This window comes from Burkholderia sp. Leaf177 (assembly GCF_001424345.1).
Lineage (GTDB): Bacteria > Pseudomonadota > Gammaproteobacteria > Burkholderiales > Burkholderiaceae > Caballeronia.
In genome coordinates this window covers 1-21,835 of sequence record NZ_LMPF01000026.1, presented here as the reverse complement: position 1 = coordinate 21,835, position 21,835 = coordinate 1, and the positions used below count along the sequence as shown (strand labels likewise).

The 21,835-nt window shown below is 58.5% G+C and carries 18 protein-coding genes and 2 pseudogenes; 2 read left to right on the top strand and 18 right to left on the bottom strand.

Features of this window, described 5'->3' with window-relative positions; all coding sequences use genetic code 11:
• Positions 1 to 3: 3 nt before the first annotated feature.
• From ASG35_RS29240 to ASG35_RS29185, 12 genes are all read right to left on the bottom strand, one after another.
• Positions 4 to 1,980, bottom strand: coding sequence for a type VI secretion system Vgr family protein (locus tag ASG35_RS29240; protein ID WP_056366232.1), 1,977 nt, complete (start codon positions 1,978 to 1,980; stop codon positions 4 to 6).
• Positions 1,967 to 4,570: a type VI secretion system ATPase TssH gene (gene tssH, locus ASG35_RS29235; RefSeq protein WP_056366229.1), complete on the bottom strand. Its 2,604-nt coding sequence runs from the start codon at positions 4,568 to 4,570 to the stop codon at positions 1,967 to 1,969. Before tssH ends, ASG35_RS29240 begins: the two co-directional genes overlap by 14 nt.
• Before the next feature lie 2 nt (positions 4,571 to 4,572).
• On the bottom strand, positions 4,573 to 5,610 hold the full coding sequence (gene tssG / locus ASG35_RS29230; protein ID WP_056366226.1) for a type VI secretion system baseplate subunit TssG: 1,038 nt from the start codon (positions 5,608 to 5,610) through the stop codon (positions 4,573 to 4,575).
• Positions 5,595 to 7,451, bottom strand: a complete 1,857-nt coding sequence (gene tssF, locus ASG35_RS29225) for a type VI secretion system baseplate subunit TssF (protein ID WP_056366224.1) — start codon at positions 7,449 to 7,451, stop codon at positions 5,595 to 5,597. Before tssF (ASG35_RS29225) ends, tssG (ASG35_RS29230) begins: the two co-directional genes overlap by 16 nt.
• Positions 7,452 to 7,484: 33 nt before the next feature.
• Positions 7,485 to 8,009, bottom strand: coding sequence for a type VI secretion system baseplate subunit TssE (tssE, locus tag ASG35_RS29220; protein ID WP_082508697.1), 525 nt, complete (start codon positions 8,007 to 8,009; stop codon positions 7,485 to 7,487).
• Positions 8,010 to 8,011: 2 nt separating this feature from the next.
• Positions 8,012 to 8,503, bottom strand: coding sequence for an Hcp family type VI secretion system effector (locus tag ASG35_RS29215; RefSeq protein ID WP_056366219.1), 492 nt, complete (start codon positions 8,501 to 8,503; stop codon positions 8,012 to 8,014).
• A gap of 68 nt (positions 8,504 to 8,571) precedes the next feature.
• Entirely contained in the window at positions 8,572 to 10,068 is a 1,497-nt protein-coding gene (tssC, locus tag ASG35_RS29210; protein WP_056366929.1) for a type VI secretion system contractile sheath large subunit, read from the bottom strand.
• Positions 10,069 to 10,137: 69 nt separating this feature from the next.
• Positions 10,138 to 10,638 (bottom strand): type VI secretion system contractile sheath small subunit, encoded by a 501-nt coding sequence (gene tssB, locus ASG35_RS29205; RefSeq protein ID WP_056366216.1) that lies wholly within the window; start codon positions 10,636 to 10,638, stop codon positions 10,138 to 10,140.
• A gap of 32 nt (positions 10,639 to 10,670) precedes the next feature.
• A complete protein-coding gene (gene tssA / locus ASG35_RS29200) occupies positions 10,671 to 11,732 on the bottom strand; it encodes a type VI secretion system protein TssA (RefSeq protein ID WP_056366213.1) in 1,062 nt (353 codons plus the stop codon).
• 276 nt (positions 11,733 to 12,008) lie between these two features.
• On the bottom strand, positions 12,009 to 12,671 hold the full coding sequence (locus ASG35_RS29195; protein WP_056366927.1) for a YceI family protein: 663 nt from the start codon (positions 12,669 to 12,671) through the stop codon (positions 12,009 to 12,011).
• A gap of 18 nt (positions 12,672 to 12,689) precedes the next feature.
• On the bottom strand, positions 12,690 to 13,172 hold the full coding sequence (locus tag ASG35_RS29190) for a DUF3455 domain-containing protein (protein ID WP_056366925.1): 483 nt from the start codon (positions 13,170 to 13,172) through the stop codon (positions 12,690 to 12,692).
• Positions 13,173 to 13,373: 201 nt separating this feature from the next.
• On the bottom strand, positions 13,374 to 14,390 hold the full coding sequence (locus ASG35_RS29185; RefSeq protein ID WP_056366210.1) for a 1-aminocyclopropane-1-carboxylate deaminase: 1,017 nt from the start codon (positions 14,388 to 14,390) through the stop codon (positions 13,374 to 13,376).
• Positions 14,391 to 14,549: 159 nt separating this feature from the next.
• On the opposite strand from ASG35_RS29185, the gene ASG35_RS29180 reads away from it, so the two are divergent.
• Positions 14,550 to 15,071, top strand: coding sequence for an Lrp/AsnC family transcriptional regulator (locus tag ASG35_RS29180; protein WP_056366206.1), 522 nt, complete (start codon positions 14,550 to 14,552; stop codon positions 15,069 to 15,071).
• A gap of 57 nt (positions 15,072 to 15,128) precedes the next feature.
• On the top strand, positions 15,129 to 15,473 hold the full coding sequence (gene ppnP, locus ASG35_RS29175) for a pyrimidine/purine nucleoside phosphorylase (protein WP_056366203.1): 345 nt from the start codon (positions 15,129 to 15,131) through the stop codon (positions 15,471 to 15,473).
• 23 nt (positions 15,474 to 15,496) lie between these two features.
• Here ppnP and tssJ read toward each other — a convergent pair whose 3' ends face one another.
• From tssJ to ASG35_RS32380, 6 genes and pseudogenes are all read right to left on the bottom strand, one after another.
• The gene (tssJ, locus tag ASG35_RS29170; RefSeq protein ID WP_056366200.1) at positions 15,497 to 16,180 is read right to left on the bottom strand and encodes a type VI secretion system lipoprotein TssJ; all 684 of its coding nucleotides are present in this window, start codon (positions 16,178 to 16,180) and stop codon (positions 15,497 to 15,499) included.
• Positions 16,177 to 17,145 carry a type VI secretion system baseplate subunit TssG gene (gene tssG, locus ASG35_RS29165; protein ID WP_056366924.1) on the bottom strand — a complete coding sequence of 323 codons (969 nt, stop codon included), beginning with the start codon at positions 17,143 to 17,145 and terminating at the stop codon, positions 16,177 to 16,179. The genes tssJ and tssG (ASG35_RS29165) overlap by 4 nt, the downstream gene beginning before the upstream one ends.
• A gap of 74 nt (positions 17,146 to 17,219) precedes the next feature.
• The gene (gene tssF / locus ASG35_RS29160) at positions 17,220 to 19,034 is read right to left on the bottom strand and encodes a type VI secretion system baseplate subunit TssF (protein WP_268761145.1); all 1,815 of its coding nucleotides are present in this window, start codon (positions 19,032 to 19,034) and stop codon (positions 17,220 to 17,222) included.
• On the bottom strand, positions 19,031 to 20,665 hold the full coding sequence (gene tssA / locus ASG35_RS29155; protein WP_056366197.1) for a type VI secretion system protein TssA: 1,635 nt from the start codon (positions 20,663 to 20,665) through the stop codon (positions 19,031 to 19,033). Before tssA (ASG35_RS29155) ends, tssF (ASG35_RS29160) begins: the two co-directional genes overlap by 4 nt.
• A gap of 14 nt (positions 20,666 to 20,679) precedes the next feature.
• Positions 20,680 to 21,358, bottom strand: a pseudogene (locus tag ASG35_RS32385) (type VI secretion IcmF C-terminal domain-containing protein); the annotation flags it as partial.
• Position 21,359: 1 nt separating this feature from the next.
• Positions 21,360 to 21,835: pseudogene (locus ASG35_RS32380) on the bottom strand (ImcF-related family protein); the annotation flags it as partial.

Genomic DNA, 21,835 nt, shown 5'->3' with positions numbered 1-21,835 from the left:
TCCTTATTTGGCGACTTGGCGCGTGCCGTCGTCGGCGTCGCGCGGCGGTGTCGGCGGCGGTGGCGGCACACTCACCGGAACGGGTGGAATGCCGGGACCGATGGGTATTGGGAAGCTCGACATCTCGATGGTCTCCGGACCGATCAAGATGTACGAAGCGCCGGCACGCAACGCGATAGTCGCGGTCGCCTCGATCTCAACGGCCATACCCGCCTTGATCTGCACCACCATGCCGGCATTCAGCGAATACGCTTCGCCAACGAACTGGTTATGCGTGGTCATGGTCGCGGCCGTTACGCCGCCAAGCACGCTCGACTTGCTGCTGCCCATCACGGTGTCGTTCCGGGTGCCGTTCGTCTTCACAAATTCGCTGCCGCTCACGCTTAAATGACGATCGTGTTTTACGTTCATCAGCGCGTCGTGCTTGACCCATGTCTCGTGATCTCGCTCGGCGTGAAAGAACAGTTGTTCATCGCCCTTGCGGTCGTCGAGACGCACTTCGTTGTAACCGCTTCCGCCTTTAGTCGAGTTGCTCTTGAGCGTGGAAATGGCCGCGTTTGCAGGCAGCTCATACGGCGGCATGTTGGTCGAGTTGTAGACCGCGCCCGTTATTACCGGCCGATCCGGATCGCCCTCGATGAACTCCACGAGCACCTCTTGCCCGATGCGCGGAAGCTGCATGGAGCCCCAGCGTTTGTTGGCCCAGCTCTGCGATACACGCACCCAACAACGGTCGAATTTCTGCGCGCCCGATGATTGTGCAAGCTGCTCCCAATGAAACTGGACCTTCACGCGGCCGTATTGATCGGTGAGGATTTCATCGCCATCGGGACCCACGACCACAGCCGTTTGCGGGCCACCAACACGCGGCTCAGGCGTGGTGCGGGCAGTACGGAAAGTGTTATCGGCGCGAATGGCCTTGAAGCTGCAATCGAAGATCGGCAACGTGCTGTCACTCGTCGATACATATGCGTCGGAGACAATCTCCGCGCGCGTTTCCGTGATCAGATACTGACGATCCTGCTCGGTCGCCGGATGATCGCGCAAGCGAATCAGGCCGCCCGGAATGAGACCGCGCGATGTGCTGCGTGCATCGATGGAATCATTTTGGGTCTGATGGATTTCCACGTTCACGCGTGCAAGACGGTCGCCATCGGCGGCCTTGATGTGACCCGTCAAATGCTCCTGCATGACATAGCGCGCGGGATCGAAGGGCGCGGCGCGGGTCGCACGCGAGACGAGCCCGTGACTGTTACTCACCGATGCCTTCTCGAAGTCGTACTCGTTGACTTCATACCGGCCGGTCTGCAACGTTGCGCCCGATACCCACCGGTACACGCATTCCTCGTCCTGGTCAGGCCTGTCCCATGCTTGATATGGAATCGTCTCGTAGTGCGCAATGGGTCTATGTTCGCTGTTTGAATCGGCCAATACGAGCGTGTGTTTGCCGCCCGTATGCTCGAAAAAATAATGGATGCCTTCGCGTTCGAGCAAGCGGCTGACAAAGTCGAAATCGGTCTCGCGATACTGCACGCAATGTTCGAGCGCAGGATAATTTGCGCTGCAGGCGTTGCGAAAGTCGATGTCGAATGGTTCGAATACGGCGCTCACGATCTGCGGCACCGTTTTCTGATAAAAGAACCTTCTATGCGACGATTGCGTCAGCAGCCACAACCTAGGATGCACGATCGCTTCGTAACGTGCCATGCGGTTATGCGTGGTATCGCCGGGAACAATCAAGCGAAGCGTGGTGACAATTCCGTTGAACTGCCGCTCGCCGCTCACCGGATAATCGAGCGTCACGGAAAGGTTCTGGCCAAGCACATCGCCCGGGTCTATGTCATTACGCGGGCTCAGAAAAGCGAGCTGAAACTCGCTCATGCGACCGAGCGCTTCAGTTGTCGACATGCGCATGAACACGGCCGTGTCGCCGAGCGCGGCGCACTCCATGCGAACGTGGCGAGTGCTAGTCGAAGGCATAGGTGAACTCCTCTGCTTCAACGCCTACATGCACGCGAGCAAGCGTCTCTCCATCTATCACGCGAGACAGGAATTCCGTGCTGATACGCGGCAGGAGACTGTTCGTCAAGATCGCATCGATCATGCGGCCGCCGCTTTCAAGACGCGTGCAACGCACGGCGATCTGGGCTACGACGTTTTCATCGAAGGTGAAAGGCACTTGATGTGTACGCGTCACGCGCTCCGCAACGCGGCCCAGTTGCAGACGAATGATGGATCGCAGCATCGCGTCGCTCAGCGGGTAATACGGGATCGTGACCATTCGGCCGAGCAATGCCGGCGGGAACGTGTGCAGGAGTTCCGCGTGCAGTTGTTCTTCAATGGTTTCCATTGCCGGCATGTTCTGCGGATCGCGACACAGATGCGCGATGCACTCGGTTCCCGCATTCGTGGTCAGCAGGATTAGCGTGTTGCGAAAGTCGATGGATCGGCCTTCGCTATCTTCCATCCAGCCTTTGTCGAAGACCTGGAAAAAGAGCTCGTGCACGTCGGGATGCGCCTTCTCCACCTCGTCGAGCAGCACGACGCTATGCGGCCGGCGACGCACCGCTTCGGTCAGCACCCCGCCTTCGCCAAATCCAACATAACCGGGCGGCGCGCCCTTCAACAACGAGACCGTATGTGCTTCCTGATACTCGCTCATGTTGATGGTGATGAGGTTCTGCTCACCTCCATAAAGCAGCTCGGCGAGCGCAAGCGCGGTTTCCGTCTTGCCCACGCCCGAGGTTCCCGCGAGCATGAACACGCCGACCGGTTTGTCCGGATTGTCGAGTCCCGCACGCGACGTGCGAATGCGCCGCGCGATCATCTCGGTTGCGTGACCCTGACCAATGATCCGACGGTCCAGTAACTCACCCAGGCGCAGTACGTTATCGATATCGTTCTTCACCATCTTGAGAACCGGCACCCCGGTCCAGTCCTGGACCACGGCGGCGACCGCCTGACGATCCACGCTGGGCAGTATCAACGGCGCATCGCCCTGGTGGTCGGCGAGCAACGCCTGTTGCGTTCTGAGCGCGGCGAGATCGGCGCCCGGAGCACCATCGCGCAATTGCGCACGGCGCGCGAGAATGTCCTTCACGAGTTCGCGCTCGGTCTTCCACCGCGCGTCGAGCTGAGCGAGCCGTTGCGTTTCTTCTTCCAGCGCCATCAGTGCCACCTCATGACGCGCGGTTGTGTCTATACCGATGAGGCTTTCGCGCGCGATCACTTCCAGTTCGGTCGTCAACGCCGCAATGCGCTTTTGTGCGTCGTCCACTGCGGGTGGTGTCGCGTGCTGGCTTACCGCAACACGCGCGCAGGCGGTATCGAGGAGGCTGACGGACTTGTCGGGCAACTGGCGCGCCGGAATGTATCGATGCGACAAACGCACGGCGGCTTCAATGGCCTCGTCGAGAACCTGCACGCCGTGATGCTGTTCGAGCGCGCCTGCAATGCCACGCATCATGGTGATGGCGCGTGCTTCGTCGGGTTCGCGCACTTGGACGACCTGGAAGCGTCGCGTCAGCGCGGGATCTTTCTCGATGTAACGCCGATACTCCGACCACGTAGTCGCCGCAATCGTGCGGACCGTTCCGCGAGCAAGCGCGGGCTTCAGCAGGTTCGCAGCGTCGCCGGTTCCAGCCGTGCCGCCCGCGCCCACGAGCGTATGCGCTTCATCGATAAAAAGGATCACCGGACGTTGCGCCGACTGCACCTCTTCGAGCACTTGACGCAAACGCGTTTCGAACTCGCCCTTTACGCCGGCGCCGGCTTGAAGCAATGCAACGTCGAGCGTGCGCAGCGTGACGTCGCGAAGCATGGGCGGCACATCGCCAGCAACGATCCGCTGCGCGAGACCTTCGACCACGGCGGTCTTTCCCACGCCCGCTTCGCCCGTCAACAGCGGGTTGTTCTGGCGACGGCGCATGAGGATATCGATAACCTGACGAATCTCTTCGTCGCGTCCAACGATCGCATCGAGCTTGCCCGAGCGCGCTTGTTCCGTCAGGTCGACTGTGAAGCGTTGCAACGCATCCTGGTTGGTTACAGGCGCAGTAGCAACCGCCGGCGTTGCATTGGAGGGCTGCACATTCTCCGGCGAATCCGCGAGCAAAAGATCGAAGTCGTCCACGAGGTCATCGAGATTCACGCGATCGAATTCGCGCGAGATCCCGCGCAGCGCGTTGCGCAAGGACGGCGTCTTCAATGCGCCGACAATCAAATGCGCACTTCTCACTTTCGATGCATTAAACAACAACGACGCATACACCCAGCCGCGCTCGACCGCTTCTTCCAGTTGCGAAGAAATGTCCGTGATCGACGTGGACCCGCGCGGCAATCGATCCAGCGCTTCAGTCAGATCGCGAGCCAGCGCCGATGGCTCCACGCCAAAATGCTTGATGATCCGATGCAGATCCGAGTCGGTCGAATTGAGCACTTGATGCAGCCAGTGCGTCAGCTCGACATACGGATTGCCGCGCAAACGACAGAACGTCGTGGCACTTTCCATCGCGCGATAGCTGAGTGTGTCGAGTTTGCCGAACATCACGGCGCGGCTGATTTCTGCCATGGTTAATCCTGTGCGAGAGTCTTGACGCGGCCGTCGGGGCCGAGCGGTTTGAGTAGGAGTTGCGTTGCATCGGACGATGCAGGACGCGCTAATAACCACGTCGTGTAGCCGAGTCGTTGTTTCGATCCGAGCGCGAGACGCGGCACGTCGGTGCGCCGCAATTGCAGATTCAGGTCCCATTCGAGCGGATCGCGCACGTAGTTGCGGATCCAGTCGGCGAGACGCGCGAGGCTCGCACCGCCAGGCAGGAAGCGCTGATAGTCGACCATCGAAAGCGGACCGAGGACAACGCGAAACTTGTGCTGCCGGTCCCACGCGCGAGCGCCGAGCATGGTTCCAATACCGAGGCGACCGCTTTCATCGGCGGCACCGAGACGGCTCAGCGAACGCGCCGGCAAGTCGATCCAATGACCGACGTTTTGCTTCAATTCGACCGGTACGTTAAAGAAACGCATCAACACCAGACGCAAACCCGCGGCATGACGAGTCGGACCGCTGAGCACGCCGGCGAAGTGAAGCTTCGCGAAATCCGGAATGCTGTCGCGATTGCGCAGCGCCGGTTCGCCGAGTCCGAACGTGCTGCCTACATACGCGGAAAAACGATCACCGTTGTTGCGGTCCAGGCTGACTGTGGGCTGCGCCACCGACCATGATCGATAAAACAGCGATGTCATACGGTGATGGAACACATCGAGAAAGCGCGCGAAGGTCGGATCGTTTGCATTGCGCGTTCTATCGCGAATATATTCGGTCAAGTGCGTCGGCATCGGACCATTCGGCCCGAGTAAGCCGAAGAAATTCACGGTGAGTTTCGGCGCCTTTTCACCGTCGCCGTTCACGCTGAAATTGCGCAGCGTGGTCGGGAAGAAAATGAGGTCGGGTTCCTGACCGAAGCGCACGGCGTCGTCGCGCGGACGAAGCGATGAACCCACGCGCGGCAAGCCCGGATAGGCGCATTCGAGCAAGCGCACGGCCTGGAAAAAGTCGAAGCTCTTTGCGCCGTCAGAGAGGCGATCGAGGATCGTCACAGCGTTTTGCATGATCCGCTCCCCGGCGCCCAGCGCATGATTTCGCCACGCGTCGTGCTCGTGACAACGGTCTCCGTGAACGAGTTCAGCGACACGTATTGCGTAAAGAAGCGCGCGAGCACCGCGCCGAATAGAAACGCGCTTGCACCCTCGAAGCCGGTTTCATCGATAAGCAGGTTGATCTCGAGGCCCCGCCCAAACACGATTGGTCCACGCGATGGCAAACGTCGCGTGACCGCGTGGGTATTGATAGAACGAAGGCCATCGATCTGAAGCGCCGCCGCGCCGTCGCCAGCGGGCGCGTAGAGGCCGAGCAGATCACGCATGGCCTGCGCGCCTTGGCCGTCATCGCTATCCACAAGCGACGCATAATTCAGCGACAAATGACTCAGCAAGCGCCAGGCAACCGGACCCTCCGCGTACGACGGCAACGGCCTGCTCGGACCGCCAATGCAACGCGCGCTGAGCACGGGCACTTCCAGATCGACGGTGAAATCGGTCGCTGAATCGCCGAGCGGCATGGTCAGCGTCAGGTCGCGATTCGTGCACAGCACGTTTAATCCAAGCTGATGAAGTTCGCCCGGATATGGCGCGTCGGTTGTATCGACTAAAGCGATGAACGTCTCGCTGCCGAGGTAATTCGAGCGCATGCCGCGTTCGTTTTGGCGCGATGAAGGCAGGCGTTTCTCGCGGCGTATTTGATAAAACGCACCATCGCCCGAGTCGGGAACACCCATGTCGCGCGCGCGATAAAACGGCTGGAACGGCAACTCGGCGCCGCCGCCCGCGCGATATCCGGTCACGCCCTGGATCTGATAGACCTCGAAGTCCATCGGCCGCGTGCGATCCACCACCACGTGATGCTCGAACTGTTCGCCGGTTACAGCAATGCGGTCGGTGCGCCGAGGAAACAGGTTGATACACGGTGTGCAGTGAAGCGCAAAGTGAGATCCATCGACAAGTTGTTCGAGCGTCTGATCCGCTCGCGAGAGCAAGATGATCAAATCGATTTCGTCGCGGTCGCAACGGGCCATGCTTGGTTTGAGTCCATCGATGGAAACGAACATGAAGCGCTGAGAAAACGCGAAATACTCTTGCAGCAAGCGATATCCGGGAAACGACTGACCGCTCACTGGAAGCAAGGCTTCGTCGTCGGAGAAGCCGATCGGTCGGATAGACGAAGCCGGCAACAGCTTGCCTTCAACGACTACACCAAGCGTCGAGCCGAGCAACAACTCATATAAACGCGCTGGCAAACCCTCTCCGCCGCGCAAATAAAGCGGCAGATTATCGAGCGAAATATCGCTGAATTTTTTGTTGTTCAGCGCGCGCAAGCGCAGGCGCAATCCCGCTTTCACGCCGCGCGGCAAAGCAACGTCCACACCCGCGAGGGAGCCTGTATGCGTGAACAAACGCGCTTCCAACAATTCGATGGGCCACATCGTCATTGCATGCGCCGTGCGGAATTCACAACGCGTGGAACTTTCACCGTCCAGCCTTCCATGCAAGGCCGTTCCGCGGGGAACCTGCACGCCATCGGCGAGCGACGGATGTGTCATGTCGGGCTGCACTTCCACGATCGTCATTGCCGGCGTGGGCGCAAGATAATGCGGGTAGACCAGCTCTGCGAGATGCTGCGTGAAGCGTGGAAACTCGGCGTCGATCTTCATCTGCACGCGCGCCGAGAGAAAGCTAAAACCTTCCAGCAAGCGCTCAACGTACGGATCGGCGCATTCGAAACTTTCAAGCCCGAGTCGTCCCGCGACCTTCGGGAATTCCTTCGCGAATTCCCCGCCCATCTCGCGGACGTGCTGAAGCTCCTGGCTGTAATACTCGATCAGTTTTGGATTCATGGTCGGGGTTCGGGTCGGTGACAACGGGGATTTTTAATTCGCGCCGGGTTGTTCGGACACGTTGACTTTCCCTGCTTCGAGGTCGAGTTCGGTCCGCAGATAAAGACGTTCGGGAACGGGATGCGCATGCAGATCCCCTTCCACGATGAACGCAATCGCGTTGTGCTGACCGGTCGTTACGCCGGACTGCACCGCGCGCACGCGCAACGTGCCGGGAATGATTCGCGGCTCGAACGCGCGGATGGTATCGGCCATCAGACGTTCGATCTGCACGATGTCCACATTCGACGCGCTCTTGCCGGCAAGATCGGAGAAGCCGAAATTCAGCACCGAGTTCGCGACATGCGGAAAATGCCCGATCTCCTGCGCTGCGGATATTCCCTGCGCATTCAAAAGCCAGCCGAGATCGCGCATCACGCTTTGTCGCAGCGCACGCGCCGAACTCGCACGTTGCTCCCGCACTTCGCGGGTGGCATCGCGATCATGATCGGTCAGGCGTTCGAGCAGCGAAGGCTGGATGCGTCCCGCGTTGCGCGCGATCGTCGGCGGCTTTGTCACGATCACGCTTCCGCGTTAGCAGGAATATTCCACTTGCTTTCGACCACGCCACCCAGCGCCGAGCCGGATGTCGGATCCTGCTGCTGATAACTCACGTGAAATTTTTCGAAGTTGAGCGTCACCGTTTCGGTGAAACGATCCTCGCCGTCCGAACCACCCGTCGAATAATTCGTCACCAGTACTTTTTCCAGTTCGATGATGTAGTACTCGAGCGGCTTCGTTCCGCCAGCCTTGCGCACCGTCAGCTTGCCGGTCGGATAATGCTTGCCGGTCGTGCATGCCGTGACGATGGAAGGCGTAGAACGGTCGGTGTATTTGGTGACCGACAGATCCTGGACCGCAACCTTGCCGCCGCCGCCGCCCGTGCCCAGATGCATCGTCCCGGACTGGCTCATGCCCCAGCTCCACGAGAGGATGTCGATCTCATCCTTATGCACCGAATCCAGCGATTCGCCCTTGACGGTACCGAGATCCAAGAAAATATCGACTGCCATGATTTGGGTTCCTAAATAGGTTATTGCGATTGAACAAACGTTCGGGTCGAGCCCGGGACTAAATAAAGCTACGCGGCCTTGGCTGTCGGCAACTTCGAGACAAGGCGCAATGAAACGGTAAGACCTTCGAGTTGATAATGCGGACGCAAGAAGAACTTCGAGGTGTAGTAGCCCGGATTACCTTCCACTTCTTCCACGACCACCTCGGCAGCGGCAAGCGGACGGCGCGCCTTGGTCAACTCCGACGAGTTCTCGGGATCGCCATCCACGTACTGAAGAATCCAGTCCTGCAGCCATCGCTGCATATCGTCCTTCTCCTTGAAACTGCCGACCTTGTCGCGTGCGATGCATTTCAAGTAGTGCGCAAAGCGGCTGCAAGCAAACAGATATGGCAAGCGCGCTGCGAGGTTCGCGTTAGCGGTTGCATCCGGATCTTCGTATTCGACCGGCTTGTTCAAAGATTGCGCACCAATGAACGCGGCAAAGTCCGAGTTCTTCTTGTGCACGAGCGGCATGAAACCGTTCTTGGCAAGTTCAGCTTCACGACGATCGCTGATTGCGATTTCGGTCGGGCACTTCATGTCGACACCGCCGTCATCGGTCGGGAATGCATGAACCGGCAGATTCTCGACCGCGCCACCCGACTCAATGCCGCGAATCCGCGAGCACCATCCGTAGGTCTTGAACGAACGATTGATATTCACAGCCATTGCGTAGGCTGCATTTGCCCAAGCGTATTTTGATGCATCCGCGCCGACCGTATCTTCCTCGAAGTCGAACTCTTCGACCGGGCTCGTCTTTGCGCCATAAGGCGTGCGAGCGAGGAACCGCGGCATGGCCAGGCCGATATAACGTGAATCTTCGGAGTCGCGCAGCGAGCGCCATGCGGCGTGCTCCGGCGTCTGGAATATCTTGGTCAGGTCGCGCGGGTTGGCGAGCTCCTGCCATGAGTCCATCAACATCACCGCCGGGTCGGCACCCGCGATAAACGGTGCATGCGCCGCCGCCGATATCTTGCCCATCTGCGTGAGGAAATCGACGTCGGGGCCGCTGTTGTCGAAGTAATAATCTGCCACTAGCGCACCATAAGGCTCGCCACCAAACTGCCCGTACTCTTCTTCATAGAGCTTCTTAAAGAGCGGACTCTGATCCCACGCCACGCCCTTGTATTTGCGCAACGAACGATGCAAGTCGTTCTTCGATATGTTCAGCACGCGCAGCTTGAGCGTCTCGTCGCTTTCGGTGTTCGTCACCAGATAATGCAGACCGCGCCACGCGCTTTCGAGTTGCTGAAACTGCTCGGTATGCAGGATCACGTTCACTTGCGCGCTGAGCTTTTCATCGATCTTCGCAATCAGCGATTCGATAGTCGCAAGCGCGTCGTCTGATACGAGATGCGTGTCTTGCAGCACTTGTTCCGCGAGCGTGCGGACCGCGGTTTCCACTGCTTCCTTGGCTTTATCCGTGCGCGGCTTGAACGCCTTTTGCAAGAGGCGCCCAAAGTCGCCGGACGCGTCCGCCTCGGTTGTCTGCGTCTCTTGTGGGTTGATCGTCTGTTGTTGCATGTTGTCGCTGGCATCTGCCATGATCGGTCCTCGTGGCTTACTGATTGATTGAGATCCAGGCGCGCGAGATTACTCTTGCGGCTTGGGCGCAGACGCTAGCGCACTGAGAAGTGCCGGGTCTTCCAGCAGCTTGCTGACCAGCTTTTCCGCGTCGGTCTTGCCGTCCATGTAGGTCAGCAGGTTCTGCAACTGGCTGCGTGCCTCGAGCAATTTCGCAAGCGGCTCGACCTTGCGGGCAATCGCCGCCGGCGAGAAGTCGTCCATGCTTTCGAAGGTCATATCCACACCCATCTTGCCGTTGCCCGTCAGCGTGTTTTCGACCTGCATGGCAACGCGCGGCTTCATGGAACGAAGGCGTTCGTCGAAGTTGTCGATGTCGATTTCGAGGAACTTTCGATCCGCCACCGGCTGCAGCGATTCTTCAGGAGTCCCTGACAAATCCGATAAAACACCCATTACAAAAGGCAAATTGACCTTCTTCTCCGAGCCGTAGATCTCGACGTCGTATTCAATTTGCACGCGCGGCGCACGGTTGCGTGCAATGAATTTTTGACTGCTTTCCTTAGCCATCTTCCTGTTCTCCAGTGAATGAATCGAACGAGCTATTCGGGTGCCGACATGCCGGCTGTTCCAACTACGCTGGTCAGTTGAGCCAGCCCTTCGGGTGCAAGGTCCTTCAGTAAATCGACGAACGATTTGTCGACGAGTCCTCGTGCGCGGTGCAACAGCAGCGGCACGGGACTGGAGGGTTCGTGGCGCGCGTAGTAGTCGCAAAGCCGGTCGATCGTGGCGATCACGTCGGCGCGTGTGGCGAGCTGGTTTGCCGACGCCGCCGAGGTGCCTGTTACGGGCGTTGCTTGAGACGGATCGACTGCATCAGGGTCGGACGACTTACCGATACCCAGCTTCGTCAAGCACTCTCCAAGCAGTGCCTCGCCTCGCCTAAGCGGTGTTTTCAATGCAACCAGGTCCAGCGCTTGCGCCACGCCGACGTGTTCCGCCAGTACGGTTTCAATCCGCTCCGCATGCTTCAGTGCGGCGCTGAACGCGGCTTTGAGCGATACAGCGCGATCGATTGCGGCCGCGGTCGCCGCTTCGATTTCCGCAAGGCTCATGACCGCGCGCGCAGCGGGCGGCATCATGTCGCCAGTCGCGTAGAACCACTCACGCAACGTGACCGGCAACGTTTGCGACGGAAGCTGCGGCAACAACGGGGTATCGAGAAGCTCCCCAAGCACGCCGGTTGCATCTACGAACGCCGCGAGCGCATTGATACGTGCGGTTGAATCGTTGCCATCGCTGGCATCGAGTTGCGGGTGTACATCGTCCCAATGACGTTCCAGGAGACCGCTTGCAAGCGCGAGTCCATCAGCGAGGCCCAGCATGCCAACGATCGCGAGCCGCGCACGCGACAAGAACGCGACGACTCTCAAGTCGCGGCTACGCGACATCAGTTCCATGCATAACGCATTCGCCGCAGTCCAGTCGGCGGGCACGGCTGCAACAACGGTCTTGCCATATTCCGCTTCCGGCTTTCCGTTGACTGCGTCCTCCAGCAGCCGGAACGATGTGTCGTATTCAAGATCCACGCCGCACGCAGAGTCCGCCGAGATGTCTTCGAGCCAGGCAGTCCATTCGATGTGCGTGATGAATTCAGGTGTCATGTCGGTGCTTCAGAACGGATCGGTTAGGTAACTTGTTAAAGCGCTGATTGATGCGCCTCTTACCTAACAAAACATCTTGAAGCGCGGTTTATTCCGTATTGTTTTGGCGCGTATTCGATTGAAGATGTTTCCGAATGAAACAAGGGTTTCCTGCGAGAAGGGAAGCAGGTATTTAGTACTTTGGCACGTGGTGACAAAACCATCGGATAACTAAACGATCAGGACTTAAAAAAAGCGCGCCGTATCCAGGGCGCGCTTTCTTATCCTTCGCTTAGCTCATTGAGACGCCGCTGGCGCATCGGCATCGAACTCAGCCTGAATCGCGACATGCACGTCGTCGCCCACTGCGGGATACCATGTCGATAAACCAAATTGAGCGCGGCTGAAATGACTATCGGCGGAAAAACCGATTGTCTCCTTTTTTGTCAGCGGATCTTTCGCGTGCCCGTTGAACGTAACCGCAAGCGTCACCGGACGTGTCGTGCCGCGTATGGTCAGGTCCCCGGTCAACTCGCCCTTTTGATCGCCCGTGCGTTTGAACTGCGTGCTGACAAAACGAATGGTCGGGTACGTGTCCACGTTCAGCACGTCGGTTCCCTTGATCATCTTGTTGAGGATCGGGACGTTGGTGTCGAGACTGTTTGCATCGATAGTCGCCTCAACCGTGCTTTGGTCCATGCCACCCGCGTTCCAGTTCAGTTGTGCATCGACTTTATCGAAGCGCATGACAAAGCGCGAATACTTGAAGTGGTCTACGTCGAAGCTGACATTCCAGTGGTGTTCGTCGAGCTTATAGCGCCCGGCCGGAACGCTGGCTTCATTCGGCGATACAGAATGCGTGACCACGCTTATTGCAGTGCAAGCGGACAGCGAGACCAATCCCGCCACGACCAGTCCGGCCCGAAAGGTGCGCAGGTTCGATAAAAATCTGGATTGCATCATGGCTGTCCTTGCACGCTACTTGTAGAAGACGTAGTTCGCGAGATAGGGAGAACTGCCCGTCTGGTGTTCCGATGTACACGCAGCCGCCGGCATCAGGCCGCCAACGGTATTGATCCGCTGGACATATCGAATGCTGGACAGCGTACCGTTTGCGCCGGCGCTATGCGTTTCGAGTAATAGCTGCGGAATACTTTCAGTCGTGACGCTGGGCGTTTGCGCCAGCACGTGACCGACTATACGACTGCCATCATCTGCTTGCCACGACGGTCCGGCCGCGTGCCTGATCACGGCTTGCCCACTGGGATCGTAGAGCGTTGCGAGTGGACTCTGGAATATCCACGCAAGATGATGTTGCGCATCGTACTCGCAGGAATAGACCTGCACGCCTGAAGCCGTCGTCGACATAACCTGTTCCGCTTGTTGTGGTTCAATTGACGAAGCGTCAAACACGGCCGAACACGTGGTCATTGCTGAAAGAAACAGCACGGCTGCAGGCATGGAACGATCGAACAAAATGGACATGGAATCCCCGTTTGATAGTGGTTTCTCCTGGCTGCTTGTGACACAACACTCCATGCCCCGGGTCTATTCCATCGATAAATAAAACGCTTAGCCGCCGTCAAGTCTTCGTAAGGAACTTAGCGGCGGCTAGGCGCCAATCATTAAACGAATGGAACGCCAAGCTTATTCCCTTGGCGCTCAACCCTCCCGGAAAATGAAGCTATAGGCGTTAAGCGCCGGCACGCCGCCAAGATGCGCGTAAAGCACCTTCGATCCCGACGGAAATTCGCCCCGCTTGACCCGGTCGATCATCCCGTGCATGGACTTGCCTTCGTAGACTGGATCGGTCAGGACGCCTTCCAGCTTTGCGCAGAGCCGGATTGCATCGAGCGTACCCTCATTCGGCAGACCATATTCGGGGCCACCGTAACGCTCGTCCAGAACGATATCCTTTGCCGTGATGTCCCGCCCTAGCTCGACCTTCTCCGCTGTTTGCCGCGCTATCCGGTGGATCTGCTCGCGAGTCTTTTCCGGTTTGGCCGATGCATCGATGCCGATCACGCGATCCGCGCGGCCATCGGCGGCAAAACCGACGACCATGCCCGCTTGCGTGCTGCCCGTCACCGAGCACACCACGATGTAATCGAACTTGAAGCCCAGCTCCGCTTCCTGCTGCCGCACTTCCTCTGCAAAGCCCACGAATCCAAGGCCGCCGAGCGGATGGTCCGAGCAGCCCGCCGGAATGGCGTAAGGTTTGCCGCCAGCCTGCCTGACGCTTTCGAGCGCGTCCTCCCAACTCTTGCGAAAGCCGATATCGAAACCGTCCGCCGCGAGCCGCACATCGGCGCCCATGATTCGCGACATCTGGATATTTCCGACACGGTCATACACCGCGTCCGAATAGTTGACCCAGTTCTCCTGCACCAGCACGCATTTCATGCCCAGATGCGCGGCGACGGCGGCAACCTGGCGCGTCTGGTTCGACTGAATTCCGCCGATGGACACCAGCGTATCGCAACCTTGCGCGATTGCTTCGGGGATCAGATATTCGAGCTTGCGAGTTTTATTGCCGCCAAATGCCAGGCCGCTATTGCAGTCCTCACGCTTGGCATACAACTCGACTTTGCCGCCAAGATGTTCCGACAAACGCTTGAGCGGCTGGATCGGCGTAGGGCCGAAGGTTAGTGCATGCCGCGGAAATTTCTTCAGGTTCATGTCTCGCTCCGATGATCAGCCAAGTCGTCGCAACCATTTGCGTCGATACGAACATGGTAGAAAAATTCCTGGCAATCAGTGTTGCAAAGAAAAATGCTTTATCTTTATTAGCGCGGTTTAATCGGGCTATATGCTTAATTAACGTGTGGATAAACGACAATGAACGCAACAAAAGTTCGTGCCAGTTTAAGGAGCGCTGCCAAGAAGCCCGACTTGTCAGGCAATGAGATTGATCGCGTCGACCGCGCAATCCTTCGGCAGTTGCAACGCGATGCCTCCATCTCCAATGTCGCGCTTGCCGCGAAGGTGAATCTAAGCGCGCCGGCCTGCTTGCGTCGAGTGGAACGGTTAAAGCAGGCGGGGTTTATTAGCGGAATTGTCGCGTTGCTGGCGCCTAAGAAATTGAACGCTGGAATGCTGGTGATGATTGGGGTGGTGCTGGATCGATCGACGCCCGAGTCCTTCGCGGCTTTCGAAAAAGCCGCGCAAAAAGTGTCCGGCTGCATGGAATGCCACGTTGTGACGGGTGAGTTCGATTACTTCATGCTGATCCGCACACGCGACAGCGAGAGCTTCAACAAGCTCCATGCCGAGCAATTGCTTTATTTGCCGGGCGTGCGGCAAGTGCGCAGTTTCATGGTGCTCAAGGAGATTTTATCTACGACGAGTTTTCCCGTATAAACTCCATGATCATATTAAAATGCCGCCAATACTCAACCGCATCAGGGACTCTTACGCATGACATCGGACACGACCAACACCGACACCAACAACACGCAATTCGATAACGCCTCGATCATCAAGCGCGCGAACATCTACTTCGATGGAAAATGCGTTTCGCATACGGTCCTTCTCAGCGACGGAACCCGCAAGACGCTCGGCGTTATCTTTCCTGCGTCGCTGACATTTTCGACACAAGCGGCAGAAAAAATCGATGTCAACGCGGGCCGCTGTCGCGTGCGAAACCCCGGCGAAGAACAATGGCGCGAGTACGGCCCCGGTGAATCGATCTCGGTGCCGGCGAATACGAGTTTCGATATCGAAGTGGTTGAGACGCTGGATTACGTCTGCCATTATTTCTGATTCGTGTTGAGCGCGACCAGATGTCAGTCGGCCGGTCGCGCCCAGTCGTCACGTGAAGAGACGAGCTTTGCTGTTGGTCTCGATACCGCGCCTTGCGTCGTTGAAACCGTTTTACGGGGCTGAGGATCGGCCGTTTGTCGAGGCGTACTGCGTACCGTTGGCTGTTGCGTGACCGCTTGCGATCCCTTGCCAATAAGCGTCATCGAACTATCCCTCACCTCGATGCGAACCGGATCGCCCTGTTTCCACTGCTTGCGTGGCAACACGATCCGCCATGTTTCACGCTGACTGTCTTCTCTAAAGAACGCAACGATCGCAACGAACTGCGCGTCGTCATTCATCGGCTCGCTGATGCTGGCATTCGCGTTAGGTCTAAGCACGACATCCGTTGCGCTCAACAGATCGGGCTTCAAGGCATCCAGATCATTGCTTTCCAACCGCGCGTAGTCGAGTTGCTCGAACGCCTGTGGCGTCTTCAATTGATATACGCGAACCACCGTCGATAACGATTGTCCCGCGCCGCTTGTGTTGATCGACGACCGGCTCACGAGGTCGAGGTTCATGGTCTTGATCTGAGTTGTGAATGCCCATTTCGCTGCGTCCACGGTGCCGGTTTTCACCGATTGCGCCACGCCGCAAGCGCCTAAAGCCAATGTAGTGCAGACCGCGGCGAAAAGGACTGCGCGGTGCATCGTTCTATTAATCATATGCGTCGTTCCGTTGTATTGCTCTGACCGGTCCACGTGCCAAGCTGCACGCGCGTGATTGCGCCCGTTTTGAAAGGGCGCTCGACTTGCTGAAATTGACTTGTGTACCCAAGACGAACCTGCGCTGAAGCAATATCCGCACGTGGCATCAGCTCCGGCAAGACGTGCATTTCCAGTTGTGCATTCGCCTCGTATCCAAGATAAAAGCGCAGCAGCGCCATGATCTCGCTATGGAGTTGGCGACCCGGCGTAAGGCCCAACACCGACTCGCGTGTTGCAGGCGTGATGACCACGCGCACGCAGTTGCCGCGGTCGTAAAATCCGCGTCCGAGTACGCAGTTTTCGCCTAAAGCCGTCGGTTCGAAGTCGTTGAGTTGAATCCAGACAGGATGGAATTCGGTAACGGCGATGTTTGCATCGGGCACGGCATGTTGCAGCACGCCCGCAAGCCCTTCTGCGGTACGCGTGCGCTGGCTCGCCAAGCCCAGCATTGAAAGCAGCTTGCGCGTGCCGACCGTCTGCTCAATTTCTGAATGCCCGATTCCCAATCCCACGAGGCTGACGAGGCAGCGCGAGACATCGTCCGTGCCGCCTTTTTTAAAGCCAGCGGGAAATCGATACTTCCGCCATGCTCTGTAAAACTGCGTTGCGATCCGATGATGAAACATGTCGAGGAACGCCGACAGCGGCTCGGCGCCGTCGCGGTTCTGCGCGATTTCATCGATGAAATACGATGGCATGCGCGCGTCCACACCATAAAGCCCGAGGAACGTCGTGCGCACGGATGCGGGTTTCGATGCATCGTCGTAGTCGTATTCAACTGCATCGATCTCCTTGCCCGGAAAGCCCAGGCGTCGACGCGAACGAAAGCGCACCAGATCGTTCGATGGCGAATCCGTGGTGCCAAGCGGTGCTTCCTCGGGCGCGGCGAGTTCGAGTAACTCGCAAAATCGCATGAAGTTCATCTGCGTGGCGTTTTGCAGCAACGCAGGTAACAGCGCGGGTGACAACGCAGATACCAAGGCAGAAAGCGGCGCGTTCAAAACGGCGCTCCTTCGCCTTTGCAATCGGCGAACGTGATGCGGCGCCCCGTTGGCAACGAGACGATCACGAGTCGCGTGTACAGGTTCACGGTTGCGTAGAGCGCGAGAAAACGATTGAGCATTTCGCCGAACAACGCGAGGTCGCCGTCGCCGGCGAACTTGTCGCTTTGCAGCGTGACTTCAATTTCCACGCCGCGCAGCAAACCGCCTTTGACGAGCTTTTGCAGCGGCCGATGTTTCACATCGGTGATCGCTTCAATGCGACGGCGATTCAGTTCGCCATCGGTCCAGTCGTAGAGCGCGAGCGAGCCGCGCAGGATCTCGGCATCGAGTAACGAGAGATAGTTCGGCGCGAGATGCGAGAGCACGCGCCAATGAAAACGGTCGCCCGTTGGCGGATAAACCGGCAACGTGGGCGCCGTCAGATTCCTCACCGATGTCACGTTCGTAAAACCACTGCTCGTGCGATGGATGCTGGCCTCCCTCAAGCCCTTGCGCGGCAGCATGCCGTTCGTGCCCGTCACCGAAAGCGACAGCGTCTCGTCCTGCAACGCAGTCTCGCTTTCCCACGCGTGACCGCCCAGCACCACCCATGTGTCGAAGCGTCCGGACGGCCCGCGTCGCGAGCGAGTATGAAAATAACGCTCGGGCATTTCATGGCGCAACATGCCGCCCCTATGTCGAAACGATGCAAACGGCGCGTACTCGAAACGCGAGCCGTTCGAGGTTTCGAAGCCGACGACTTCGTCGACCGAATACGCTTCGACAAAATCTCCGCTCTGCTTGACCGCGTGCACCCGATACTCGGTTTCGAAGTGCGAGACGATAAGCGGATCGGCCTGAATCTTGAAGAGATTAATGATCGGCGTGCAAAAGAGCCGCACGTTGTCGGCGGTGAAACGCATGTCGTCGGGATACGGCTGCGCGAGAACGATCTCGACATCGAAATACGGCGCGCTCTGGGGAATCAATTGCATGTCGAGGCCCACGAGATCCACGAACATGAACTTCTCGGGGAACGTGAAATATTCGAGCAGCAGTTGATAGCCGCCGAATGCGTTATCGGCTTTCGGCCACAGACGTTCGTCCGTTCTAAAACCTGCAGGTTCGATGTGCAAGCCGTGCATGCTTTGGGGCAAGCCCGGGCGGTCGACCGGATACCCAGGCACGCGAACGTGCACGGCGAGCGGCGCAGCGGTGAGCGCCGTGTAAAGCGCGAGCGCAACAGGCCGGTCTGCGTTGAGATATACGCGCAACCGTGGAACCTGCATTTGCGCGCGCGGAATCTGCGGCTGCAATTCCAGGCGAAGCTTGATCACCGAGCGGCCGTCCTCGCGCGCGTAGCTATTCGCTTCGATCAGCTTGAGCGGATACAAATCGACGGGTTGCGTCGTGCGGTAAACGCACTCCACGCGCTGCTCGCCGACAGCAATCGGATCGGCGAGCACTTCGAGGCCGGCCGCGAGCACCTCATGACTTTGCAACGATCCATGCGTGGGCGTAACTTCGAGTATCGAAAGCGATGGAATCATCCGAAGATAATGCGGCCACAACATACTGACGAGGCCTTCGGTGAGCTCGGGTAACTCGTCGTCGAGCTTCTGGCGCAAGCGGCCAACGAGGAACGCGAAGCCTTCGAACAAGCGTTCAACGTGTGGATCGCGTTCGCCTACGCGATCGATATTGAGCATGCGCGCACGCTCGGGAAACGCTTGCGCGAATTCCTTGCCCGCGTCGCGCAGGTAGCGCATTTCGGCTTCGTAGTAGCGCAAGACTTCGTTGTCTTTGGAGGGGTGTACGGCTTTAGTCACGATGTCTTGTTCGCTGAATCCAGTGCGACGGCGCGCGCGGCATCGATTGCCGTCAGTTCGCCAATGAGCGTCTCAATGCGTTGTGCAAGCGTCGCCTTGTCGGCGTCCTTGCGGTTCATGCGCACCTTGAGCAAGCGCATCAAATGTTGCTTGGCTTCGAAGGCGAGCGACGGTTCCCATGCGGGCAGCTTGAAGCGATGCGTGGAGGTATCGAGCGTGGTGAGCAGATGCATCGCCGTGTCCGGACGATCTGCGCGCTCGGCAATGCGCGCCATCACCATCTGCCGCACAAAACGGTCGCGTTCGCCGTCTTGCGCGGGGAGACTTTGCAGCCAGTGGAATGCGGTATCGAGTCCTTGTTGCGTGGCGAGTTCCAGCGCCTTGGATTCCGTTTCAACCCAGTCGATGTTCGCCGATTGTGCGGCAACCGTGCTCGACGTTTCGTTGCGAGTCGAGTCACGCGCGCTTGCATGCCGCGCGATCCATTCGAGCGTGGTGTCGTTGGCGAAAGGCGTGCCATCGGAGAAAGAAAGCAGGTGAAAACCCGGAAGACGTTCGAGCATCAAAGCGCAATCGGTTGCGGCTACATCGCGCACCGGCACATAGTCGCCACCCGCCTGCTCCTGGGCGACGAACGCGTAATACTGAAGGTCGAGCCAGAAATGATTCGCACCTTCGGCGAAGGCGAGTTCTACCTTGTCGAGCAGTTCGAGCCACTGTTTTTGTGCGAGGACACGCTTGAGCTGGACGCGAAGTTCCGCGCGCGGCGGCACGAGCCGCGTGCGGCTATCCGGATCGCACGGCGGAACTTCGGTCAGCGTGTCCCATCGGATGCAGCGCATCAAACGGTACGCCGCAAAATAACCTTGCGGCTGCTCGCGCAGGAACAACGCCATCTCGCGCGCACGATCGAGTAAATCGCGGCTCGACGAAACGTTGCTTGGCGCATGCACGGACGCAACCGCTTTGCCCGGATTGACCGGTGCCGACGCCATCAGCGCGGGATGATCGGTTGCCTTGGGCGACTCCACGCGGCCTTCGAATCGCCGATACAACGCGCTCAGTTGTGGACGTGCGTTCTCAGGCCATTTCGCGGTGTCCTCGGTGATCAATGCAACGGCGGAAAGCGCGCGTTCGAGCACGTCGCCGGTCAACCCTTGCACACGATCGAGCCGGTCGGCGAACGTCGATCCCGCGAGCCATTCGAGCGCGGCTTTGCGCGTTTCCACCCGCGCAGGCAATAGGTCCGTGCCGAAACGATCGATCATGGCCGAGAGCAACTCGAAGCCCGCTGCAACGCCTTCCGCGCCATCGCGGCGCATGCGGCCGTAGAGGTAATAGACCGCGACGCGTACGTCCTTGGCCGTGTGCTTGAGCAAACGTTCGGCGGTATCGACGATAAGCGTGTCATCGATATCCGAGAGCTTTGCGACCTGCTCCTTGATAGCGAGAAAACCGTCGTCGTAGCCCGGGTCTTCGCCCACTTGCGCGGCGAGTGTGGCGACATCGCCTGGATGCAACTCGACGATCGGTTGAAGCCACGCGTCCCACTTTGCTTGTGCGGATCGTGCGAGGTCGGATGGCGCGCGCGTGCCGAACAGCGCGTTAAGGAGCTTGGAGAAGTTGATCATGTCATGTACTCGTTTTACGTTTGGTCCGGCAACGGCGTGACGGCGTGTTTCGCCGCTTCTACGGCGGCTTTTGGCAATGGCGGTGGGTTCGGGCTTCGGTCCGTGTTCGTTGTGCGCGGCTTATCGATGAACATGCGATTCGGCAGCACAAAACCTTTTAGCGCGAGCAGTTCGAGCGGACCTTTGCCAACGTCCGTGCGCATCAAATAGCTCAGCGGATAACTCACGTTCGCGGGCGGCGCCGTAAGCGGTTGTTGCGTGATGAGGCTGTCGAGCGCCGGGATTTGTTGTGGTGCTGTTGCTGTGAGGTCGCGGGTCGCGCTGGTCCAGTCGTCTGCGTTGCGTGCGCTCGAGTGCGAAGGTGCTTTCGCGATGACTGAAGTTGTTGGCATCGCAACTACTTGTACACTTCGCCGCGTATCCGGTGCTGCCTGCCAGGTCAGCTGAAACGTGGCGCTATCGATAGGTTCAACCTTCGCACGTTCGAGCATGCGCACAAGCGCCCAGCGTCCGCCGAACTCGAAGTTCTTGCTCGTTCCCGCCGTCTCGGTTTGCCATTGCAATCGCGTACCCGCCACTTGCGGATCGTTCGATGGCCACATCAACCCGTGCCACGTTTCACGCTGGTTGTAGTAGTGAAGCTTTTGCGTGTCGATGGTGAGCAGCGTGTCCGTGATGCCGGGTGTCGGCACGNGGCCACATCAACCCGTGCCACGTTTCACGCTGGTTGTAGTAGTGAAGCTTTTGCGTGTCGATGGTGAGCAGCGTGTCCGTGATGCCGGGTGTCGGCACAGGCTTGAAATCGAACCGATATTGCGGCTCACCTTGCGCCATCAAGTGGCCCGCAATGCGCTGCAGCGTGTTCACCGCTTTGATGAACGATGGATCGAATTGCAGCGCGCCGCCTCGCGTGTTCACCTCTACCCATTGATCGCCCTGCAACTCCAGGACGCCTGCAAGCTGCGTGTTCAGGAACGTCGAAATCATTCCGCCTTGTGGTCGCAGGAACCGCGCGAGCTCGGGAATCGATGCATCGTTATCGGTGTTATCAAACGGATAGCGCCCCGCGAACGACTTGTTCCAGGTCGCGACGATGGTCTGGCGCCAAGCATCGTTCAGACTCGCCTGCGCGGGTTGCAGAACGATTTGCGTGGCCTGCGCGACGGGCCG